Source organism: Mycolicibacter hiberniae (assembly GCF_010729485.1).
GTDB lineage: Bacteria > Actinomycetota > Actinomycetes > Mycobacteriales > Mycobacteriaceae > Mycobacterium > Mycobacterium hiberniae.
Map to the genome: position 1 here is coordinate 1,479,930 of NZ_AP022609.1, position 19,505 is coordinate 1,499,434.

General features: G+C 68.3%; 20 protein-coding genes and 1 riboswitch. Of the genes, 19 read left to right on the top strand and 1 reads right to left on the bottom strand.

All coding sequences use genetic code 11. The features are described 5' to 3' along the window. Window positions 1-13: 13 nt before the first annotated feature. From eccA to G6N14_RS06940, 11 genes are all read left to right on the top strand, one after another. Window positions 14-1,804, top strand: coding sequence for a type VII secretion AAA-ATPase EccA (eccA, locus tag G6N14_RS06890; RefSeq protein ID WP_275986144.1), 1,791 nt, complete (start codon window positions 14-16; stop codon window positions 1,802-1,804). 347 nt (window positions 1,805-2,151) lie between these two features. Further along, window positions 2,152-2,451 carry a PE family protein gene (locus G6N14_RS06895; protein ID WP_085130299.1) on the top strand — a complete coding sequence of 100 codons (300 nt, stop codon included), beginning with the start codon at window positions 2,152-2,154 and terminating at the stop codon, window positions 2,449-2,451. A 51-nt stretch (window positions 2,452-2,502) separates the two neighbouring features. Beyond that, window positions 2,503-2,799, top strand: a complete 297-nt coding sequence (locus tag G6N14_RS06900) for a WXG100 family type VII secretion target (RefSeq protein WP_085136846.1) — start codon at window positions 2,503-2,505, stop codon at window positions 2,797-2,799. A gap of 16 nt (window positions 2,800-2,815) precedes the next feature. Beyond that, window positions 2,816-3,100: a WXG100 family type VII secretion target gene (locus G6N14_RS06905; RefSeq protein ID WP_085136845.1), complete on the top strand. Its 285-nt coding sequence runs from the start codon at window positions 2,816-2,818 to the stop codon at window positions 3,098-3,100. A gap of 191 nt (window positions 3,101-3,291) precedes the next feature. Continuing rightward, window positions 3,292-3,476: riboswitch (M-box (ykoK) riboswitch) on the top strand. Between the two features lie 431 nt (window positions 3,477-3,907). Beyond that, window positions 3,908-5,092, top strand: coding sequence for a PPE family protein (locus G6N14_RS06910; RefSeq protein WP_085136844.1), 1,185 nt, complete (start codon window positions 3,908-3,910; stop codon window positions 5,090-5,092). A 21-nt stretch (window positions 5,093-5,113) separates the two neighbouring features. Then, the gene (locus G6N14_RS06915; RefSeq protein WP_085129246.1) at window positions 5,114-5,827 is read left to right on the top strand and encodes an MgtC/SapB family protein; all 714 of its coding nucleotides are present in this window, start codon (window positions 5,114-5,116) and stop codon (window positions 5,825-5,827) included. A 45-nt stretch (window positions 5,828-5,872) separates the two neighbouring features. Continuing rightward, window positions 5,873-6,784, top strand: coding sequence for a sterol desaturase family protein (locus G6N14_RS06920; RefSeq protein ID WP_085136858.1), 912 nt, complete (start codon window positions 5,873-5,875; stop codon window positions 6,782-6,784). 133 nt (window positions 6,785-6,917) lie between these two features. Further along, the gene (locus G6N14_RS06925; protein WP_109559902.1) at window positions 6,918-7,487 is read left to right on the top strand and encodes a LysM peptidoglycan-binding domain-containing protein; all 570 of its coding nucleotides are present in this window, start codon (window positions 6,918-6,920) and stop codon (window positions 7,485-7,487) included. Between the two features lie 139 nt (window positions 7,488-7,626). Next, a complete protein-coding gene (locus G6N14_RS06930; RefSeq protein ID WP_085136842.1) occupies window positions 7,627-8,280 on the top strand; it encodes an Rv1815 family serine proteinase in 654 nt (217 codons plus the stop codon). Next, window positions 8,277-8,780 (top strand): VOC family protein, encoded by a 504-nt coding sequence (locus G6N14_RS06935; RefSeq protein WP_085136841.1) that lies wholly within the window; start codon window positions 8,277-8,279, stop codon window positions 8,778-8,780. Before G6N14_RS06930 ends, G6N14_RS06935 begins: the two co-directional genes overlap by 4 nt. Window positions 8,781-8,814: 34 nt before the next feature. After that, window positions 8,815-10,266, top strand: a complete 1,452-nt coding sequence (locus tag G6N14_RS06940; protein WP_085136840.1) for an FAD-binding protein — start codon at window positions 8,815-8,817, stop codon at window positions 10,264-10,266. A 91-nt stretch (window positions 10,267-10,357) separates the two neighbouring features. Here G6N14_RS06940 and G6N14_RS06945 read toward each other — a convergent pair whose 3' ends face one another. Further along, window positions 10,358-12,292: an ABC transporter ATP-binding protein/permease gene (locus G6N14_RS06945; protein WP_085136839.1), complete on the bottom strand. Its 1,935-nt coding sequence runs from the start codon at window positions 12,290-12,292 to the stop codon at window positions 10,358-10,360. A gap of 171 nt (window positions 12,293-12,463) precedes the next feature. Here G6N14_RS06945 and secA2 point away from each other — a divergent pair, with 171 nt between their 5' ends. The 8 genes from secA2 (at window position 12,464) to ftsR (ending at window position 19,381) form a co-directional block, all read left to right on the top strand. Next, entirely contained in the window at window positions 12,464-14,815 is a 2,352-nt protein-coding gene (gene secA2, locus G6N14_RS06950) for an accessory Sec system translocase SecA2 (protein ID WP_085136838.1), read from the top strand. A gap of 9 nt (window positions 14,816-14,824) precedes the next feature. After that, entirely contained in the window at window positions 14,825-15,427 is a 603-nt protein-coding gene (locus G6N14_RS06955) for a CDP-alcohol phosphatidyltransferase family protein (RefSeq protein ID WP_085136837.1), read from the top strand. Beyond that, on the top strand, window positions 15,420-16,349 hold the full coding sequence (locus tag G6N14_RS06960) for a DUF881 domain-containing protein (protein ID WP_085136836.1): 930 nt from the start codon (window positions 15,420-15,422) through the stop codon (window positions 16,347-16,349). Before G6N14_RS06955 ends, G6N14_RS06960 begins: the two co-directional genes overlap by 8 nt. A gap of 82 nt (window positions 16,350-16,431) precedes the next feature. Further along, the gene (locus G6N14_RS06965; RefSeq protein ID WP_013828851.1) at window positions 16,432-16,764 is read left to right on the top strand and encodes a small basic family protein; all 333 of its coding nucleotides are present in this window, start codon (window positions 16,432-16,434) and stop codon (window positions 16,762-16,764) included. A gap of 5 nt (window positions 16,765-16,769) precedes the next feature. After that, a complete protein-coding gene (locus tag G6N14_RS06970) occupies window positions 16,770-17,543 on the top strand; it encodes a DUF881 domain-containing protein (protein ID WP_085136835.1) in 774 nt (257 codons plus the stop codon). Window positions 17,544-17,571: 28 nt separating this feature from the next. Continuing rightward, on the top strand, window positions 17,572-17,985 hold the full coding sequence (gcvH, locus tag G6N14_RS06975; protein ID WP_085129235.1) for a glycine cleavage system protein GcvH: 414 nt from the start codon (window positions 17,572-17,574) through the stop codon (window positions 17,983-17,985). Window positions 17,986-18,161: 176 nt separating this feature from the next. Continuing rightward, window positions 18,162-18,647, top strand: coding sequence for a glycogen accumulation regulator GarA (gene garA, locus G6N14_RS06980; RefSeq protein WP_085136834.1), 486 nt, complete (start codon window positions 18,162-18,164; stop codon window positions 18,645-18,647). Next, on the top strand, window positions 18,647-19,381 hold the full coding sequence (gene ftsR, locus G6N14_RS06985) for a transcriptional regulator FtsR (protein ID WP_085136833.1): 735 nt from the start codon (window positions 18,647-18,649) through the stop codon (window positions 19,379-19,381). The genes garA and ftsR overlap by 1 nt, the downstream gene beginning before the upstream one ends. The last annotated feature ends 124 nt before the right edge of the window (window positions 19,382-19,505 follow it).

Sequence of the window (19,505 nt, forward strand, 5' to 3'; positions counted from 1 at the left end):
CGCCCGCAACGCAATGGTTGCGGGCATGCTGGCTTCCGGTATCTCGGTGAACGGGCTGCAGCCCAGCCACAACCCACAGGTGGCGCTGCAGATGTTCACCACCGCGACCACGATCGACCCGAGCATGTGCGATGCCTGGCTGGCCCGGTTGTTGGCCGGCGACTCCGACATCGAGGTGCTGGCCAACGCGTGGTCCACAGTCCGCACCTTCGGGTGGGAGACCCGCCGGCTCGGGCTGTCCGACCTGGAATTCCGTCCGGAGGTCTCCGACGGGATGTTCCTGCGGCTGTTGATCACCAGCGTGGAGACGCTGGCCGCCGCCTATGCCGCGAAGCTGGCCGAGGCCAAGCGCTACGCCGAAGCGGCGGACCTGCTCGACAGCATCGAGCCGCGCAACCCCTTCGAGGCCGAGCTGATCAAGTACGTGCGGGGTCTGCTGTACTTCCGGACCGGACGTTGGCCGGACGTCCTCAAGCAGTTTCCGGCCGGCGCCCAGTGGCGCCAGCCCGAACTCAAAGCGGCGGCGGCCGCGATGGCCACCACCGCGCTGGCGTCGCTGGGGGTGTTCGAAGAGGCGACCCGGCGGGCGCAGGAAGCCATCGAGGGCGACCGGGTGCCGGCCGCCGCCAACGTCGCGCTCTACACCCAGGGCATGTGCCTGCGGCATCTGGGCCGCGAGGACGAGGCCGCCGAGTTGCTGCGGCGGGTGTATTCGAGGGACTCGAAGTTCGCACCAGCCCGCGAGGCGCTGGACAACACCGACTACCGGCTGGTGCTGACCGATCCGGAGACCATCGAAGCCCGTACCGACCCGTGGGACCCCGACAGCGCACCCACCCGGGAACAGGCCGAAGCCGATCGGCATGCCGAGGAGGCCGCGCGTTACCTGGCCGAGGGCGACGCCGAGCTGGCCGCCATGCTCGGCATGGAGCAGGCCAAGCGGGAGATCAAGCTGATCAAGGCGACCACCAAGGTGAATCTGGCGCGGGCCAAGATGGGGCTGCCCGTTCCGGTGACATCGCGGCACACCCTGTTGCTCGGTCCGCCCGGCACCGGCAAGACCTCGGTGGCGCGTGCCTTCACCAAACAGCTGTGCGGTCTGACCGTGCTGCGCAAGCCGCTGGTGGTGGAGACCAACCGCTCCAAGCTGCTGGGCCGCTACATGGCCGACGCCGAGAAGAACACCGAAGAGCTGCTCGAGGGGGCGCTCGGCGGTGCCGTGTTCTTCGACGAGATGCACACGCTGCATGAGCGCGGTTACAGCCAGGGCGACGCCTATGGCAACGCGATCATCAACACGCTGCTGCTCTACATGGAGAACCACCGCGATGAGCTGGTGGTGTTCGGCGCCGGCTACGCCAACGCCATGGAGAAGATGCTCGAAGTCAACCAGGGCCTGCGGCGCAGGTTCTCCACGGTGATCGAGTTCTACAGCTACACGCCGCCGGAACTGCTGCAACTGACCAAGATGATGGCGGCCGAGAACGAGGATGTGGTCAGCGACGAGGCGGTCGAGGGACTGCTGCCGTCCTACACCCGGTTCTATGCCGACGAGAACTACTCCGAAGACGGTGACCTGATCCGCGGCATCGACGTGTTGGGCAACGCCGGGTTTGTCCGCAATGTGGTGGAGAAGGCGCGCGACCACCGCAGCTTCCGGCTCGACGATTCCGAACTGGACGCCGTGCTGTCCGGCGAAGTCACCGAGTTCAGCGAGGAATGGCTGCACAAGTTCAAGGAACTGACCCGTGAGGACCTTGCCGAGGGGCTCAGCGCGGCGGTCGCCGAGAAGAAGCCGACCTGAGCCGGCAGTAGTCCCACAGCCGATTCACAGCGTGGCGACCACCTGCGCGGGTTGACGCCCACTGGTACCGATGCCACCATGGCGCAGAGAGGGTGGCCGGTGCATCGCTTCGGCCCAACTGGTTTTCGGTCGGTGTCAGGAGGTGAGGACGAGACTTGTGTCCCGGCGATAGTGCCTGTTGTGGATCGGCGACTGTTGGGTCCCGAACCCGCTCCGGCATCGTTTCTGTCATCTGACGCCATGTCGCGTTGAGCGCGCTTCGGGTAGGACGTCGTACCCGGTGGGCGCATGTTCGGCGCGTCGGCAATTGTCGGTCGGCTGACCGGCTTTTCCTGGAGGAGATTTCCATGAGCTTTGTGAACACCCAACCCGAGGCGCTGACGGCGGCCGCGGGCAACCTGGCAGCCATCGGCTCGGCGCTCAGCGCGCAGAACGCCGCGGCGGCAGCGCCGACCACCGGGGTGGTTCCGGCCGCCGCCGATGAGGTCTCGGCGTTGACCGCGGCGCAGTTCGCTGCGCACGCCAGCATGTACCAGGCCATCAGCGCTCAGGCCGAGGCCATCCACCAGGCCTTCGTCGCCACGCTGAACTCCAGCGCCAACTCCTACGCGGCGACCGAGGCGGCCAACGCCGCATCGGCCGGCTGATCGCCGAAAGGCGCTGGGCAGCAACAACTTTTTAGCATTCGGAGGGAAATCATGACTTCACGTTTTATGACCGACCCGGACGCGATGCGTGCGATGGCCGGCCGGTTCGATGTGCACGCGCAGACCGTTGAGGACGAGGCTCGCCGGATGTGGGCGTCCTCGACCAACATCTCCGGTGCCGGCTGGGGTGGTCTGGCGGAGCGGACGTCGTTGGACACCATGGGTCAGATGCAGACCGCGTTCCGCAACATCGTGACCATGTTGCACAGCGTGCGCGACGGCTTGATCCGCGACGCCAACCACTACGAGCAGCAGGAAGCTGCGTCGCAGCAGATCCTGTCCAGCTAGTAAGGAGACCACGCAGATGTCGATTAACTACCAGTTCGGTGATGTGGATGCCCACGGTGCGTTGATTCGTGCCCAGGCGGCGTCGTTGGAGGCCGAGCACCAGGCGATCGTGCACGACGTGCTGGCTGCCGGGGACTTCTGGGGCGGCGCCGGTTCGGTGGCCTGCCAGGAGTTCGTGACGCAGTTGGGCCGCAACTTCGCGGTCATCTACCAGCAGGCCAACTCCCACGGTCAGAAGGTGCAGACCGCCGGGAACAACATGGCCAACACCGACGCGTCGGTCGGCTCCAGCTGGGCCTGAGCGCCCGAGTTTCGCAGCGCGCGGCAGCACACCCGATCCACGGGTGTGCTGTCGCGCTTCTTTATGGGCGGTCCCGATTTCGGTTGGGACGCCAGTATTTTCCGGGCCCCGGCGCGGCCGCTCACAGCAGATCGGCAGCGACTCGGGGGCGCCGATTGACCCTATTGCGGCGCTGGTGCACTATGATGGGACAAGCACCTCGTTAGGTGAGGCGTCTACATGGATATAGGCCACTGACCCCGAACGTCGAAAGACGCCCCGGGTCAGGACAGCTCCTCCCGGATTAAGGGTTGAGCCCAAGTGGCTTCCGGCTCGCGCGTTTACGCGGGCGCGGACACGCCGTGTGGTGCCGAAGCTCTGACGAGAGGGGTGCGGAGTCCGGCCGTCGGCCGGAAGACTTCACCTCGTCGTGCTTACGTGCAGGCACCCGCGCGTGCCCAGGCCGAGAGGAGGTGAGAGCGACATTGAGTCCGAGTGATAGTTCCTATCCGAGATCGATGTTCGTTTCCCTCGATCTCGGTACCACTTTCACCGTGTGATTCCCTACCGGCGCTGATCTCGTCGACCGGCGTGCCGTCCTACGGGCGGGGCCAGTCTTCGGCATGTCCTGAAATCGCTTGAAAGCTCGATCTTTACGTCGAGCCGGCGATGACTTCGGCGTGCCCGGCTCCGGCATGTCGCCATGACCGGCTGTCCCGATTCCTTCGCCGCCCCAGGGGCGGACGCAACGTCCTTCGGCCAGACCGTGCCTGCACGCCCAGACCACTCGCTTGTGGCAAAAACCACCGATCACTAAGGAGCACTCCCATGGACTTCGGAGCCTTTCCGCCGGAATTCAACTCAGCCCGCATCTACACCGGCCCCGGTTCGGGGCCGATGATGGCCGCCGCGGCGGCCTGGGACAAGTTGGCCGCCGAGCTCATCACCGCCGAGGCCACCTACCAGGCCGTCATCAACGGCCTGGTAGGCGAAGGCTGGATGGGGCCGGCGTCGGCCGCGATGGCCGCTGCGGTAGCGCCCTACGTGGCGTGGATGGGAGCGACCGCGGTGCGGGCCGAGCAGGCGGCCGTTCAGGCCAGGGCGGCCGCTGCGTCGTTCGAGGCGGCGCGCGGCATGACGGTGCCGCCGCCTATGGTCGCCGCCAACCGGTCGCAGCTCACTGCGTTGGTGGCCACCAATGTCATCGGCCAGAATGCCGGGGCTATCGCCGCCACCGAAGCGCACTACAGCCAGATGTGGGCGCAGGACGCCACCGCTATGTACAGCTATGCCGCAGCATCGGCGTCGGCGACGAAGGTCACACCGTTCACTGCGCCGCATGAGGTCGCGGACCCGACGGCGCAGGCTACCCAGCAGGCAGCGGTCAGCCAGGCTGCGGGCAACGCGGCCGTGTCTCAGGCGGAGTCCTCTGCGAGTCAGGCGATGTCACAGCTGCCGGCAACCCTGCAGGGAATGGCGTCGCCAGCACCGACCGCAGGGCTCGATGGGTTCTTCGTCGAGCCCGGCGATACCTTGGCCAACGCCGTGACCAACTTGATGAGCAGCTCGTTCAGCCCGATGGGCGCAGCCGCGGTCACCAACTTCGCCGCCGACATGGCGGTGGTGCGTGGCGCCGCCATCGCCGCCGGTGACCCCCTGGGCCTGGGCGCGATCGACCCGTTCACCCCGACCATCCAAGGGCTTGGCGCCGGACTCGGAAACGGAGCGAGCGGGTTGAGCCCTCTCAATATCGCCTCCGGTTCCATGGGTAACGCTCCCAAGGTCGGTGCAATGTCGGTACCGTCGGCGTGGGCTGCCGCCGTGCCGGCCAGCGGACCTGTCGGCGGTGTTGCGGCGACCGGATATGCCGTGTCAGCCCCCGCCGCCCAGGCCGGCGCGGCCGGCATGCCGGGCGTGCCGCTGGCGGCCCCGGGCCAGCGCAGCTACGGGTTCGCCGCGCCGCGCTACGGCTTCAAGCCCACGGTGATGGCTCGGCCGGTGGCAGCCGGCTAGGCATGTGACATCGTTGGGGTCATGCAGACGCTGAGCGTCGCCGAGTTCACACTGCGACTGGCGGTGGGGCTGGGCTGCGGTGCGCTGATCGGGCTGGAACGGCAGTGGCGTGCGCGGATGGCGGGCCTGCGTACCAACGCGCTGGTGGCCGCCGGCGCCACGCTGTTCGTGCTGTACGCGGTTGCCGCCGAGGGCCCCAACTCCACCCGGGTCGCGTCCTACGTCGTCTCCGGGGTGGGATTCCTCGGCGGCGGCGTGATTCTGCGCGAGGGTTTCAACGTCCGCGGCCTCAACACCGCGGCCACCCTGTGGTGCTCGGCGGCGGTGGGCGTGCTGGCCGCGGCCGGGGAACTGGCCTTCGCCCTGATCGGCACCAGCGCGATCGTCGGGACCCACCTGCTGCTGCGGCCGCTGGGCCGGCTCATCGACCGCGACCAGCACGAGGAGGAGGACGAACCGCTGGCGCCCTACCAGGTGCAGGTGGTCTGCCGGCCCAAGGCCGAGAAGTATCTGCGCGCCCAGATCGTGCAGCACACGGCCGGCAATGACCTGATGCTGCGGGGCGTGCACACCGGTCACGCGGGGGAGGACAACATCACGCTCACCGCATCCATGCTGTCGGACAGCCGGGCGCCGGACCGCCTCGAGCGACTGGTCGGCGAACTGTCTCTGCAACCGGGCGTCTACGCGGTGCACTGGCACGCGGGCGACCAGGCCGCCCTGTCGGCAGACTGAAAGCGCGGCCGGCGTTCTAGGCTGGATAACTCGGAGGTGACGACGGTGGATGCGATCGCGAGTGTCTGGTCGGTGCTGCCCGGGCCGATGCGCGACCCGGTGGTGTTCGCGGTGCCCTTCTTCCTGCTGCTGTTGTCGCTGGAATGGTTCGCGGCTCGCAAGCTCGAACAGACCGAGGCGCAGTCGGTGCCGGTCGGTGGCTACCGCACGCCGGACGCCTGGGCGAGCATCTCGATGGGCCTGGTCTCGATGGTCACCACCGCCGGGTGGAAATTCATCGCCCTGATCGGCTACGCGGCGATCTACACCTACCTGGCGCCGTGGCATCTGTCGCCGACACGGTGGTACACCGTGGTGATCGCCCTCGTCGGTGTGGACCTGCTCTACTACTGCTATCACCGGATGGCGCACCGGGTCCGGTTCTTCTGGGCGACGCATCAGGCGCACCACTCCAGCCGTTACTTCAACTTCGCCACCGCGCTACGCCAGAAATGGAACAACAGCGGCGAGATCCTGATGTGGATTCCGCTGCCGCTGCTGGGCATTCCGCCCTGGATGGTGTTCGCCAGCTTCTCGGTGAGCCTGGTCTACCAGTTCTGGGTGCACACCGAACGCATCGACAAGCTGCCGCGGCCCTTCGAGTTCATCTTCAACACGCCCTCGCACCACCGGGTGCACCACGGGATGGACCCCGAATACCTGGACCGCAACTACGGCGGAATCCTCATCATCTGGGACCGCCTGTTCGGCACCTTCGCCCCGGAACGGTTCCGCCCGCACTACGGGCTGACCAAGCCGGTGGACACCTTCAACATCTTGACCCTGCAGTTCCACGAGTACCGCGCGATCATCGCCGATCTGCGCAGGGCGACACGGTGGCGCGACCGGTTGGGTTACCTGTTCGGGCCGCCCGGTTGGAAGCCCGCCGCGGCCACGGCGGCCAGCACTGCGGTGTAGCGATCGTCCTGACGTAATGGGGGGCGCACCGGCCGGTGTTCGCCTAGGCTGGCAAGCGTCGCAACGGAGCGACAGCGCCGGCCGAGGTCAGGTCGAGGCGTGCCGACATGAAGGGGAGATTGTGGCACAGAGCTTGGGAGACACCCTCACTGCGGGGAAGAAGCTCGTCAAGGGCGAGTCGCTTACCTCCAACAACGGGGCTTACACCCTGACGTTGCAGGACGACGGCAATCTGGTGTTGGCGGCACGGGGGAAGGCCATCTGGGCGACGGGCACCAACGGCAAGGACGCAGTGCGCGCCGAGGTGCAGACCGACGGCAATTTCGTGCTGTACACCGCCGACAAGCCGATCTGGCACACCGACACCAAGGGCAAGAAGGACGTCAAGCTGGTTTTGCAGGACGACCGCAACCTGGTGCTCTACGCCGCCGACGGCGCGGCCTGGTCCACGAAGACCGAGACCGACGCCCCGCCGCCGGAGGAGCCCAAGGCGCAAGAGCCCGAGGCGCCCGCCGAGCAGGCCGCACCTGCTGCACCTGCTGAACCTGCCGCCCGCAAGTACACCGTGGTGGCCGGTGACACCCTGTGGGCGATCGCCGAGCGGTTCTACGGCGACGGCAACAAGTACCCGCAGATCGCGCAGGCAAGCGGTATCGCCAACCCGGATCTGATCCATCCAGGTCAGGAGCTGACGATTCCCTGATCGCCGCGCGACGCTGACGCGGCGGCCCGGATCCCCTGAGGGCCGGGCCGCCGCGCTATGCCATGGTGTCCTGGTCTGGCCGGACCGATGCCGGTCCTCAAACGATAGGAGTCGACGCTTGCACGGGCTCGTTGCGCGGATGCTGGCGGTGCTGCTGGGGATCGGTGCGGCAGCTGCCGGCCCGGCGGTGGGCCCGGCCCGCGCCGATCGGGTGCTGGTCTATCCGGGGATGGAGATCCGCCAGGACAGCCACGTGTGCACCCTCGGCTACGTCGACCCGGTGCTGCGAGTGGCCTTCAGCGCCGGTCACTGCCGGGGCAGCGGGCACATCACCGACCGGGGCGGAACGGTGATCGGCACCCTGGCCACCTTCCGCGACAACACTCCCAACGGCTCCACGGTCAACACCGACCAGGTCATCGACGACTACGAGGCGATCGTGCTGGTCGACGACGTCGACGTCAACGACTTCCTGCCCGGCGGGGTGCAGCTACAGGGCGGTGCCGACAGCCTGGTCAACCCCGGCGACCCGGTGTGTCACTTCGGCATTGCCACCGGCGAGACCTGCGGCACCGTCGAACGGGTCAACAACGGTTGGTTCACCATGAGCCGCGGTGTCCGCAGCCAGCAGGGCGACTCCGGGGGACCGGTGTATGTGATGCACGATTCCGGTACGGCCCGGCTGGTGGGCCTGTTCAACAGCGTCTGGGGCGAATTCCCCGCCGCGGTCTCGTGGCCGGCGATCGCCCAGCAAGTCCGTGATGACGTCGGCGTCCCGGCGCCGCAGCCGTGACCCCGACGCCGCGCCCGCCCGTCCAAATCGCCTGGGTCACCCGTGATCTGGAGGCCACCGAATCGACTCTGAGCGCACTGCTCGGGGTGCGGAAATGGGTCCGCATGCCCGGCGTGCACTTCGCCCCCCAGGCCTGCACATACCTGGGCGAACCGGCGGATTTCGTGGCCGACATCGCGTTGAGCTACCTCGGCGACATGCAGTTGGAGCTGATCGCGCCGGTGCGCGGCCGCAGCCTCTACGACGACTTCCTCCAGGACGGCCGCGGGCCGGGCCTGCACCATGTCTGCATCGAGGCCGCCGACCCCGACGACTTCGAGGCTATGCTTAACGACGCCGCCGAGCAGGGCGCCCAGCTGGTCGCCCGGGGCGTGATGCCCGGGGGCATGTGTTTCGCCTATGTCTCAGCTCCGGACGCCGGCATCCCCTATCTGGAGATCGCCTACATCCCCGCCGAGATCCGGTCGGTCTTCGACTACATCAAACAGCAGCAACGGTGAGTACTGCGTCAGTGACGAGGAGGAAGCGGCGCCCATGAGCACCCAGATCCCGGAACCCACGAGGGCCGAGGCGGTTTCGGCGTGGTCCGACGAAGTCGATGTCGTGGTGATCGGCTTCGGCATCGGTGGCGGCTGCGCGGCGGTCAGCGCGGCGGCGGCCGGGGCCCGGGTGCTGGTGCTGGAACGGGCGGCCGAGGCCGGCGGCACCACCGCCATGGCGGGCGGGCACTTCTACCTCGGCGGAGGCACCGCCGTGCAGGAGGCCACCGGGCATGCCGACTCCGCCGAGGAGATGTACAAGTACCTGGTCGCGGTGTCTCGCGAGCCCGAACACGACAAGATCCGGGCCTACTGCGACGGCAGCGTCGAGCATTTCAATTGGCTTGAGGACCTGGGCATCGCGTTCGAACGCAGCTATTACCCGGAGAAGGCGGTGATTCAGCCCAACACCGAGGGGCTGATGTACACCGGCAACGAGAAGGTGTGGCCGTTTCTCAACGAGGCTGTGCCGGCGCCGCGCGGACACAAGGTTCCGGTGCCCGGCGACACCCAGGGTGCCAAGATGGCAATCGACCTGCTGCTCAAGCGGGCCGACCGGCTCGGGGTGCAGATCCGCTACGAAACCGGCGCCACCGGCCTGGTCACCGACGACTCCGGCGCTGTCGTGGGAGTCACCTGGAAGCATTTCGGCGAAAGCGGTGCCATCAAAGCGAAATCGGTGGTGATCGCCGCCGGCGGCTTCGTGATGAACCCGGAGATGGTCGCCCAATACACGCCGAAGCTGGCGGAGAAGCCGTTCGTGCTGGGCAACACCTACGACGACGGCCTGGGTATCCGGATGGGGATGTCGGTGGGCGGGGCCACCAAGCACATGGACCAGATGTTCATCACCGCACCGGTCTACCCGCCCTCGATCCTGCTCACCGGAATCATCGTGAACAAGGAGGGTAAGCGCTTCGTCGCCGAAGACTCTTACCACTCGCGCACCTCAGGTTTCGTCATGGACCAACCCGACAGCGCGGCCTTCCTGATCGTCGACGAGGCCCACATGCGCAAGCCGCAGGTGCCCTTGGTGCCGCTGATCGACGGCTGGGAGACGGTGCCGGAAATGGAAGCCGCACTGGGTATTCCCGAGGGAAACCTGGTGGCGACCCTGGACCGTTACAACACCTTCGCGGCCCGCGGCGAGGACCCGGACTTTCACAAGCAGCCGCCGTTTCTGGCTCCGCAGGACAGCGGCCCGTGGGGGGCGTTCGACCTGTCGCTGGGAAAGGCGATCTACGCCGGCTTCACCATCGGCGGGCTGGCGACATCGGTGGACGGCGAAGTGCTGCGCGGCGACGGCCGGCCCGTACCGGGCCTCTACGCCGCGGGGGCGTGTGCGGCCAACATCGCCCAGGACGGCAAGGGCTACGCCAGTGGGACCCAACTGGGCGAAGGGTCGTTCTTCGGCCGGCGCGCCGGGGTGCACGCGGCGACTCGCTAGCGTTTTGTCTCGCGAGCAGACGCAGAATCGCCCTGTCGGAACAGATTTGGGGCGATTCTGCGTCTGCTCGCGGTGGAGTGCGGCTGGCGGGCTACACCGGGACGAGGTCCCACCGGCCCTGGCCGCGCAGCTCCAGCACATGGTGATGGTGCTGGCGCAGCGTGTGCCGATGGCTGACGCTCACCACAATGGTGTCGGGCAGTTCGGCGCGCAGCAGGCGGTACAGGGTCATCTCCAGGCCTTCGTCGAGCGCCGACGTCGACTCGTCGAGGAACGCCGCTTTGGGCCGGGTCAACAGAATCCGGGCGAAAGCCACCCGCTGCTGCTCACCGGGGGAGAGCACCTTGACCCAGTCTTCGACGTCGTCGAGCCGGTCGAGCAGATTGGGCAGTGACACCTTGACCAGCGTCTCGGCGATCTCGGCGTCGGTGACCTCGCCGGCGGCCAGCGGGTAGCACACCACCGAGCGCAGATCGCCCAGCGGGATGTAGGGCAGCTGCGAGATGAACATCGTGGCGTTGGCCGCATCCGGACGCCGCAGGGTGCCCGACGCGTACGGCCACAGTTGGGCCAGGCTGCGCAGCAGCGTGGTCTTGCCGCTGCCCGACGGACCCGAGATCATCAGCGCGTCGCCGACAGCCAGGTGCACATCGAGCGCTTCGACCAGGGGAACTCCGTCGGGCTTGCGCACCTCGACGCCCTCGAGGGTCACGGTGTCGTCCGGGCTGGGTTTGACCAGCAGCTCGGGAAGCCCGCGCGCCTCGCGGTTGGCCTCCACCAGCCCGTGCAGACGGATGATCGAGGCCCGGTAGCCCGCGAAGTTGTCGTAGGCGTTGCGGAAGAACGACAGCGAGTCGGAGATGTTGCCGAACGCCGTCGCGGTCTGCGCCACACCACCGAACATGATCTGCCCGGAGAACAGCCGCGGTGCCTGGATCACCCAGGGCAGCGGCACGATCGCCTGGCTCACCGACAGGTTCCAGCCGGCGAATCCGATGGTGCGGTTCACGAACTGCAGATAGTTGGCGATGATCGCGCGGAACCGGGTCCGCAGCTGGATCCGTTCCGCGAGCTCGCCCCGGTAGAACGCCACGGACTCGGCGGCGTCACGCACTCGCACCAGCGCATACCGGAAGGCGGCGTTGGTGAGCTCGTTGCGGAAGCTCAGCCGGATCAGGGGACGGCCGATCCAGAACGCGACGATGGTCGCGACGGCGACATAGACCAGGACGATCAGGAACATCGCGCGCGGAATGTCGACCCCGAAGACCGTCAGGGTGCCCGACAGATTCCACAGGATGGCCGTGAAGGACACCACCGTGACCATGGACTGCACGGCGCCGAACAGCAGGGTGCTGCCGGTGCCGTTGGCCGGTGCGTTGGCGTTCGCGCCGTTACCCGCGGTGAAGATGTCGATGTCCTGCTGAATCCGCTGGTCGGGGTTGTCGACGGCGCCTTCGAGGGCTTCTCCCACGGCGGGGTCCAGCGGGGGCTTGATGAAATGCGCCCGGTAGTAGGCGCGGCCGGACAACCAGTCCCCGGTCAGCCGTTCGGTGAGCCAGATGCGCCAGTTCACCATGAAGTGCTGGGTCAGGTAGATGTCGAGCATCACCCGTGCCACGTGCAGCACCGCCATCAGGCTGAAGATGCCGATCGACACCCAGAAGCCGTGCACGCCGGACTGTTTGACGGCCTCGTCGTTGCCGGCGGCGCCCTGGAACGCGGTCTGCAGCGACGAGTACATGTCGTTGCCCTGGTAGCTGAACAGCACGTTGAGCCGGACGGCGGTGATCACCGAGAGCAGCAGCACGCCCAGCATCAGCCAGACCCGCAGGCTGTCGCGGCCGGTGAAGTACGCGCCGCTGATCTCCCAGAACTGGCGTCCCCACCGGGTGGTGACGCGCAGTACGGCCGCCACCGCCACAACACCGATGGCGCTGATGGTCCAGGCCAGGGCGATCCACACCAGCGATTCGGGCAATGCCTGCGCCCAGTCGATGGATGGAGTGAACAGCTTCGAATCCACTGCTGAAGTCTCCTTGCCGCCCCTACCGCCGCAACCGCGTCGGGGCCGGTATCCGAATCGAGAAATCCCGTGCGAAACCTACCCCAGCTGTGCCCCGTCGCGCCGGATAAGCAATGCCGCACCCCCGGTGCCCCCGGCCTCGCGGCGACGGCCACCGCGTACCGTTGTGCTGTGGCTAACACCTCCAAGACTGTCTCCGGAACGCGATCCAAGTCGGGTCGGCTCAGCGGGAAATTCTGGAAACTGCTGGGCGCCAGCACTGAGAAGAACCAGAGTCGCTCGATGGCCGAGGTCACGGCGGCCGCCGAATACGCCGACAAGGCCGCGGGGCTCGACGACGAACAACTGCGCAAAGCCGCGCAACTGCTCAAACTCAAAGATCTGGCCGACTCGCCAGACATCCCGCAGTTCTTGGCGATCGCCCGCGAGGCCGCCGAGCGCAGCATCGGGATGCGCCCGTTCGACGTCCAGCTGCAGGGGGCGCTGCGGATGCTGGCCGGGGATGTGGTCGAGATGGCCACCGGTGAGGGCAAGACGCTGTCCGGTGCGATCGCTGCCGCCGGCTACGCCATCGGCGGCCGGCACGTGCACGTGGTCACCATCAACGACTACCTGGCCCGGCGCGACGCCGAATGGATGGGGCCGCTGCTGGCCGCGCTCGGCGTCTCCGTCGGATGGATCACCGAGGACTCCACCGCGGCCGAGCGGCGCGCGGCCTACCAGTGCGACGTCACCTACGCCTCGATCAACGAGATCGGCTTCGACGTCCTGCGCGACCAGCTGGTCACCGACGTCGAGGACCTGGTCTCGCCCAACCCCGACGTCGCACTGATCGACGAGGCCGACTCGGTGCTGGTCGACGAAGCGCTGGTGCCGCTGGTGCTGGCCGGCACCACCCACCGGGAGAAGCCCCGGATGGAGATCGTCGAGCTGGTCGGCCGCCTCACGCCGGGCCGGGACTACGACTCCGACGAGGACCGGCGCAACATCCACCTCACCGAGGCCGGCGCACGCAAGGTCGAGAAGGCGCTCGGCGGCATCGACCTGTACTCCGAGGAGCACGTGGTCTCCACGCTGACCGAGATCAACGTGGCCCTGCACGCCCACGTGCTGCTGCAGCGCGATGTGCACTACATCGTCCGCGACGGCAAGGTGCAGCTGATCAACGCCTCCCGCGGCCGGATCGCCGCCCTGCAGCGCTGGCCGGACGGCCTGCAGGCCGCGGTGGAGGCCAAGGAGGGCATCGAGACCACCGAGACCGGCGAGGTGCTCGACACCATCACGGTGCAGGCCCTGGTCAACCGGTATCCGACCGTGTGCGGCATGACCGGGACGGCGCTGGCGGCCGGCGAGCAGCTGCGCCAGTTCTACCAGCTGGGCGTCTCACCCATCCCGCCGAACATGCCCAACATCCGCGAAGACGAGGCCGACCGGGTCTACATCACCGCCGCGGCCAAGAACGACGCCATCGTCGCCCACATCGTCGAGGTGCACGCCACCGGGCAGCCGGTGCTGGTCGGAACCCATGACGTCGCCGAATCCGAGGAACTCTGCGAGCGGCTGCGCAGGCGCGGTGTCCCGGCGGTGGTCCTCAACGCCAAGAACGACGCCGAGGAGGCCACGGTGATCGCCGAGGCCGGCAACCTCGGGGTGGTCACCGTCTCCACGCAGATGGCCGGCCGGGGCACCGACATCCGGCTGGGCGGATCGGACGAGACCGACCACGACCAGATCGTCGAACTCGGCGGCCTGCACGTGATCGGCACCGGCCGCCAGCACACCCAGCGACTCGACAACCAGCTGCGCGGCCGGGCCGGCCGCCAGGGTGACCCGGGGTCGTCGGTGTTCTTCTCCAGCTGGGAGGACGACGTCGCCGCGACCAACCTGGAAGCCAACAAGCTGCCGACGGAGACCGACGAGGACGGCCGGATCCTGAGCCCCAAGGCCGCCGGGCTGCTCGATCACGCGCAGCGCATCGCCGAGGGCAAGCTCCTCGACATCCACGCCAACACCTGGCGCTACAACCAGCTGATCGCCCAGCAGCGCGCCATCATCGTGGAGCGCCGCAACACGCTGCTGTCCACCCCGGCGGCCCGCGAGGAGCTGGCCGAGCTCACCCCGAAGCGTTACGCCGAACTGACCAAGCAGCTGGGGGAGGACGCCGAGGCCAAGCTGGAGAAGATCTGCCGGCTGATCATGCTGTATCACCTGGACCGCGGCTGGGCCGACCACCTGGCCTACCTGGCCGACATCCGCGAGAGCATCCACCTGCGCGCGCTGGGCCGCCAGAACCCGCTCGACGAGTTCCACCGGTTGGCCCTGGACGCGTTCGCCTCGCTGGCCGCCGACGCCATCGAGGCATCCCAGCAGACCCTGGAGACCTCGGACGCGATCGAGTCCGAGCCCGGTGTCGACCTGTCGAAGCTGGCGCGGCCCACCTCGACGTGGACCTACATGGTTCGGGACAACCCGCTCAGCGACGACAGCATGGATGCGCTGAGTCTGCCCGGGATCTTCCGCTAGGGGGCCGGGATGCCTGCCGCGTCGGGCTCCGAGCAAACCCAAGACCGGGTGCTGACGGTCCCCAACGTCGTCAGCCTGGCCCGTCTGGTTCTGATCGGCGTCTTCCTCTACCTGCTGCTGGTCGCCCGTGCGGACGGACCGGCGGTGGCGATCCTGATGCTCAGCGGTGCCTCGGACTGGGTCGACGGCAAACTGGCTCGGCTGCTGAATCAGTCCTCGGCGCTGGGCGCCCTGCTGGACCCGGCCATCGACCGGCTCTACATGATCGCCATTCCGCTCGCCTTCGGGGTGCGTGGACTGGTGCCCTGGGCGGTGATCGCCACGCTGCTGGTCCGCGACCTGCTGCTGGCCGCGACCCTGCCGGTGCTGCGCAGCCGCGGACTGACGGCGCTGCCGGTGACCTATGTCGGCAAGGCGGGCACCTTCGCGCTGATGTCGGCGTTCCCGTTGATCCTGCTGGGGCAGTGGGACACGCTGGCCAGCCGGGTGGTGCTCTCGGCGGGCTGGGGTTTCCTGATCTGGGGTCTGGGCATGTACCTGTGGGCTTTCGTGCTGTACCTGCTGCAGGTGCGGCTGGTGGTGCGCACCATGCCGAAGGTCTCCGGTGGCTGAGCCGTTCTTCGCGCTCAGCGGCTACGACGCCCAGGGCGCCTCGGGCGCCCACGCGGCGGGGCCGCAGCGGTTCGCGGTGCCGTCCCTGCTGCGCTCGCTGCTGTCCGAACACCTCGATCCGGGCTATGCCGCGGCGGCCGCCCGGCGCCAGCACCGTGCCGGGCCCGCCACCGCCGGCACCCGGATGGCCGGCTGGGTCTGGGAGGCCGTGGCGGCGCTGCTGCTGGCGTCGGTCTTCGCCCTGGCCGTCGCGCAGGCCCGCCTGGTGGCGCCCGGCGAGCGCGATGCCCAACAGGTGCTGGCGACCAACGTGCGGGCAGCTGAGGGCGCCACCGGCAAGCTGGTCGACAAACGCGACGGCTACGCCAACCGCGTCGACGAACTGCGCCGGCACCGGCTGGCCGACGACGCCCAGGGACGCGGCGTGCTGGCCGGTCTCGACGCGCTCAGCCTGGAAAGCGGGAGCACCCGGGTGACCGGTCCCGGGGTCACCATCACGGTGACCGATCCCGGCGCCGGGCGAAACCTCTCCGATGCCTCCAAACAGCGGGTGTCGGGCAGCCAGCAGATCATCTTGGACCGCGACCTGCAGTTGGTGGTCAACTCGCTGTGGGCCAGCGGCGCCGAGGCGATCGCCGTCGGCGACGTGCGCATCGGCCCCAATGTCACGATCCGGCAGGCCGGCGGTGCCATCCTGGTCGACAACAAGCCCATCAGCAGTCCCTACACCGTGCAGGCCATCGGAGCGCCCCGGGAACTGCGCAACGCCTTCGACCGCAGCCCCGGGCTCTACCGGTTGCGGCTGCTGGAGGCGTCTTACGGGGTGGTGGTTCGCGTCGACGGCCGCAGCACCGGCGACATCACCCTGCCGGCCGGATCGGTGCGAGATGTCCGGTTCGCCCGACAACTAGGGGCGTCGTGACGCAAGCTTGCGCTGCGGGATGCGGTGTCGCCGGAGTGGTTGCCCGTCAGGGGCGGGGTCGGGAGGCTGGAGTGATTCTTCGATGATCGGTATCGCGGCGCTGATCGCCGGCATCGTGCTGGGTCTGGTCTTTCACCCCAGCGTTCCCGAGGTGGTGCAGCCGTATCTGCCGATAGCCGTCGTGGCGGCGCTCGACGCCGTGTTCGGCGGCCTGCGCGCCTACCTCGAGCGCATCTTCGACGCGAAGGTGTTCGTGGTGTCGTTCGTGTTCAACGTGCTGGTCGCGGCCCTGATTGTGTATCTCGGGGACCAGCTGGGGGTCGGCACCCAGCTCTCGACGGCGATCATCGTGGTGCTGGGAATCCGCATCTTCGGCAACGCCGCAGCGCTGCGGCGGCGACTGTTCGGGGCCTGAGGTCCATGAGTAGCACCGATCCGGCGCCGCACGGCAGGCACGAGTTGCCGCAGCCGGCCCACGGGGATGGCGGACCGCCCGGGCGCGGCCGCTCCGGACCACTGTTCAGCGTGCTGGGGTTGCTGCTGTGCCTGCTGCTGGGAGTGGCGATTGCCACCCAAGTCCGGCAGCACGACTCCGAGGACGCCCTGGAGGCGGCCCGGCCCGCCGACCTGCTGGTGCTGCTGGATTCGTTGCGTCAGCGCGAGGCCACGCTCAACACCGAGATAGCCGAATTGCAGCAGACGCTCGACGCGCTGCAGGAGTCCGGCAGCAGCGACCAGGCCGCCATCGAAAACGCCCAGGCCCGGCTGTCGGCTCTGGCGATCATGATCGGCACCGTGGGAGCGGTCGGGCCGGGAGTGGTGATCACCGTCGACGATCCGGCCCGCGGTGTTGCCCCCGAGACGATGCTCGACGTGATCAACGAGCTGCGGGCGGCCGGCGCTGAGGCGATGGAGGTTCGCGACGCCACCAGGGCGGTGCGCATCGGGGTGGACTCGTGGGTGGCCGGCACGCCCGGCGCGCTGGAGTTCGACGGCACCGCGTTGACGCCCCCGTATTCGGTTCTGGCCATTGGAGATCCCCCGACTTTGGCCGCCGCCATGAACATTCCCGGCGGGGCCGTCGACAGTGTCAGGCGGCTGGGCGGCGCCACGGGAGTGCAGCAGACCGAGCATGTGGAGGTGACCGTGTTGCGGCAACCGAAACCGCGCCAATACGCTCAGCCAGTCAAGTGAGCCCGACCGCGCAAGGAGCACGATCACTGTGAGCTCGGAAAGTTTAGTTCCCGCCGACCTGTACTACACCGCTGAGCACGAGTGGGTCCGCCGCACCGGCCCGGACACCGTCCAGGTGGGCATCACCGATTTCGCGCAGGCCGCCCTGGGTGACGTCGTCTTCGTGCAGTTGCCCGCCGCGGGCACCGGGGTCAGCGCCGGCGAGCCGTTCGGCGAGGTGGAGTCCACCAAGTCGGTCTCGGACCTGTATGCCCCGATCACCGCGTCGGTGAGCGCGGTCAACGCCGAACTGGACGCCAACCCCCAACTGGTGAACTCCGACCCCTATGGCGCCGGCTGGCTGGTGGAACTTCAGGTGGCCAATGCGGATTCGGCGGCGCTGGAGCAGAGTCTGTCGGGATTGTTGTCCGCCGACGCCTACCGCGCGACGCTGTCGGAATGACGATTGTTAACCTGCCTGCCGGGACGCGCCGGGTATCCGGCGACACGATCCCGCGGTGCGGGGGACATGACGGTCCGCTGCGCGGTACGGTCGACTCAACGATTCAGGGTTGGGCGCAAGAGATGTCCGGCGGGCGCGACCAGGTAGCCACAACAGCGGCCAGTGAGGAGTAGCGGGTGACGCAGAAGGACCCGGCGACGGGGCAAGACCAGGCAGGCGACGAGGTCACGGTGGAAACCACATCGGTTTTCCGTGCTGACTTCCTCAGCGAACTCGACGCCCCCGCGCAGACGGGCGGCGAGAGCCTGACCTCAGGCGTGGAGGGGCTGCCTGCGGGTTCGGCGCTGCTGGTCGTCAAGCGGGGTCCCAACGCCGGATCGCGGTTCCTGCTCGACCAGCCGGTCACCGCGGCCGGCCGCCACCCCGACAGCGACATCTTCCTCGACGACGTCACGGTCAGCCGCCGGCACGCCGAGTTCCGGCTGGAGGGCAACGAGTTTCAGGTCGTCGACGTCGGCAGCCTCAACGGCACCTACGTCAACCGGGAGCCGGTCGACTCGGCCGTGCTGGTCAACGGTGACGAGGTGCAGGTGGGCAAGTTCCGTCTGGTGTTCCTGACCGGCCCGAAGACGGGTGAAGCCGAGGCCGGGCCGGGCAGCTAGTGGGCGCGCCCGACAGCCCTGAATTGGCCGGGATGTCGATCGGAGCGGTGCTCGACCTGCTCCGGAAGGATTTTCCCGATGTCACGGTCTCCAAGATTCGCTTCCTGGAAACCGAGGGGCTCGTCATGCCGCAGCGCTCGGCGTCCGGCTACCGCCGGTTCAGCGCCTATGACTGCGCCAGGTTGCGGTACGTGCTGACCGCGCAACGCGACCACTACCTGCCGTTGAAGGTGATCAAGGCGCGGCTGGACTCCGAACCGGACGGCGCGCTGCCCGCGCCGGACTCGCCCTACCCCGCGCCGCGCCTGGTCGCGGCGGACGGTTCGGCCGCCGGTCAGGCCGCGCTGCCCACGCCGCCCCGGCAGGTCCGGCTGAGCCGCGAGGATCTGCTGACGCGGTCGGGCGGCGATGACGCGCTGCTGACAGCTTTGGTCCGGTCCGGTGTGATCACCGCCGGGCCGGGTGGGCTGTTCGACGAGCACGCGGTCGTCATCGTCCAGTGCGCGCGGGGCCTGGCCGACTTCGGCGTGGAACCGCGGCACCTGCGGGCTTTCCGGTCCGCGGCCGACCGGCAATCCGACCTGATCGCCCAGATCGCCGGACCGCTGGTCAAGGGCGGCAAGGCGGGCGCCCGCGACCGGGCCGACGATTTGGCGCGTGAGGTCGCGGCGCTGGCGATCGCCCTGCACACCGCGCTGCTCAAGTCTGCGGTACACGACGTACTGCACGGCTGAGGACTAGACTTCCCTGGGCGGCTCGTTGCGCGGCACGCGGTTCTGGCGACCGGAGGTTTCGCGGCGAGTCATACTGGGACGCATAAGGACTTGGGACACCGGCGAGCGCGGAGGGCGACTGGAG

What these genes read in the sequence shown, in the direction of transcription:
- eccA (WP_275986144.1), top strand. Translation starts at nt 14, where the DNA reads ATGGTTGCGGGCATGCTGGCTTCCGGTATCTCGGTGAACGGGCTGCAG.
- G6N14_RS06895 (WP_085130299.1), top strand. Translation starts at nt 2,152, where the DNA reads ATGAGCTTTGTGAACACCCAACCCGAGGCGCTGACGGCGGCCGCGGGC.
- G6N14_RS06900 (WP_085136846.1), top strand. Translation starts at nt 2,503, where the DNA reads ATGACTTCACGTTTTATGACCGACCCGGACGCGATGCGTGCGATGGCC.
- G6N14_RS06905 (WP_085136845.1), top strand. Translation starts at nt 2,816, where the DNA reads ATGTCGATTAACTACCAGTTCGGTGATGTGGATGCCCACGGTGCGTTG.
- G6N14_RS06910 (WP_085136844.1), top strand. Translation starts at nt 3,908, where the DNA reads ATGGACTTCGGAGCCTTTCCGCCGGAATTCAACTCAGCCCGCATCTAC.
- G6N14_RS06915 (WP_085129246.1), top strand. Translation starts at nt 5,114, where the DNA reads ATGCAGACGCTGAGCGTCGCCGAGTTCACACTGCGACTGGCGGTGGGG.
- G6N14_RS06930 (WP_085136842.1), top strand. Translation starts at nt 7,627, where the DNA reads ATGCTGGCGGTGCTGCTGGGGATCGGTGCGGCAGCTGCCGGCCCGGCG.
- G6N14_RS06940 (WP_085136840.1), top strand. Translation starts at nt 8,815, where the DNA reads ATGAGCACCCAGATCCCGGAACCCACGAGGGCCGAGGCGGTTTCGGCG.
- G6N14_RS06955 (WP_085136837.1), top strand. Translation starts at nt 14,825, where the DNA reads ATGCCTGCCGCGTCGGGCTCCGAGCAAACCCAAGACCGGGTGCTGACG.
- G6N14_RS06965 (WP_013828851.1), top strand. Translation starts at nt 16,432, where the DNA reads ATGATCGGTATCGCGGCGCTGATCGCCGGCATCGTGCTGGGTCTGGTC.
- G6N14_RS06970 (WP_085136835.1), top strand. Translation starts at nt 16,770, where the DNA reads ATGAGTAGCACCGATCCGGCGCCGCACGGCAGGCACGAGTTGCCGCAG.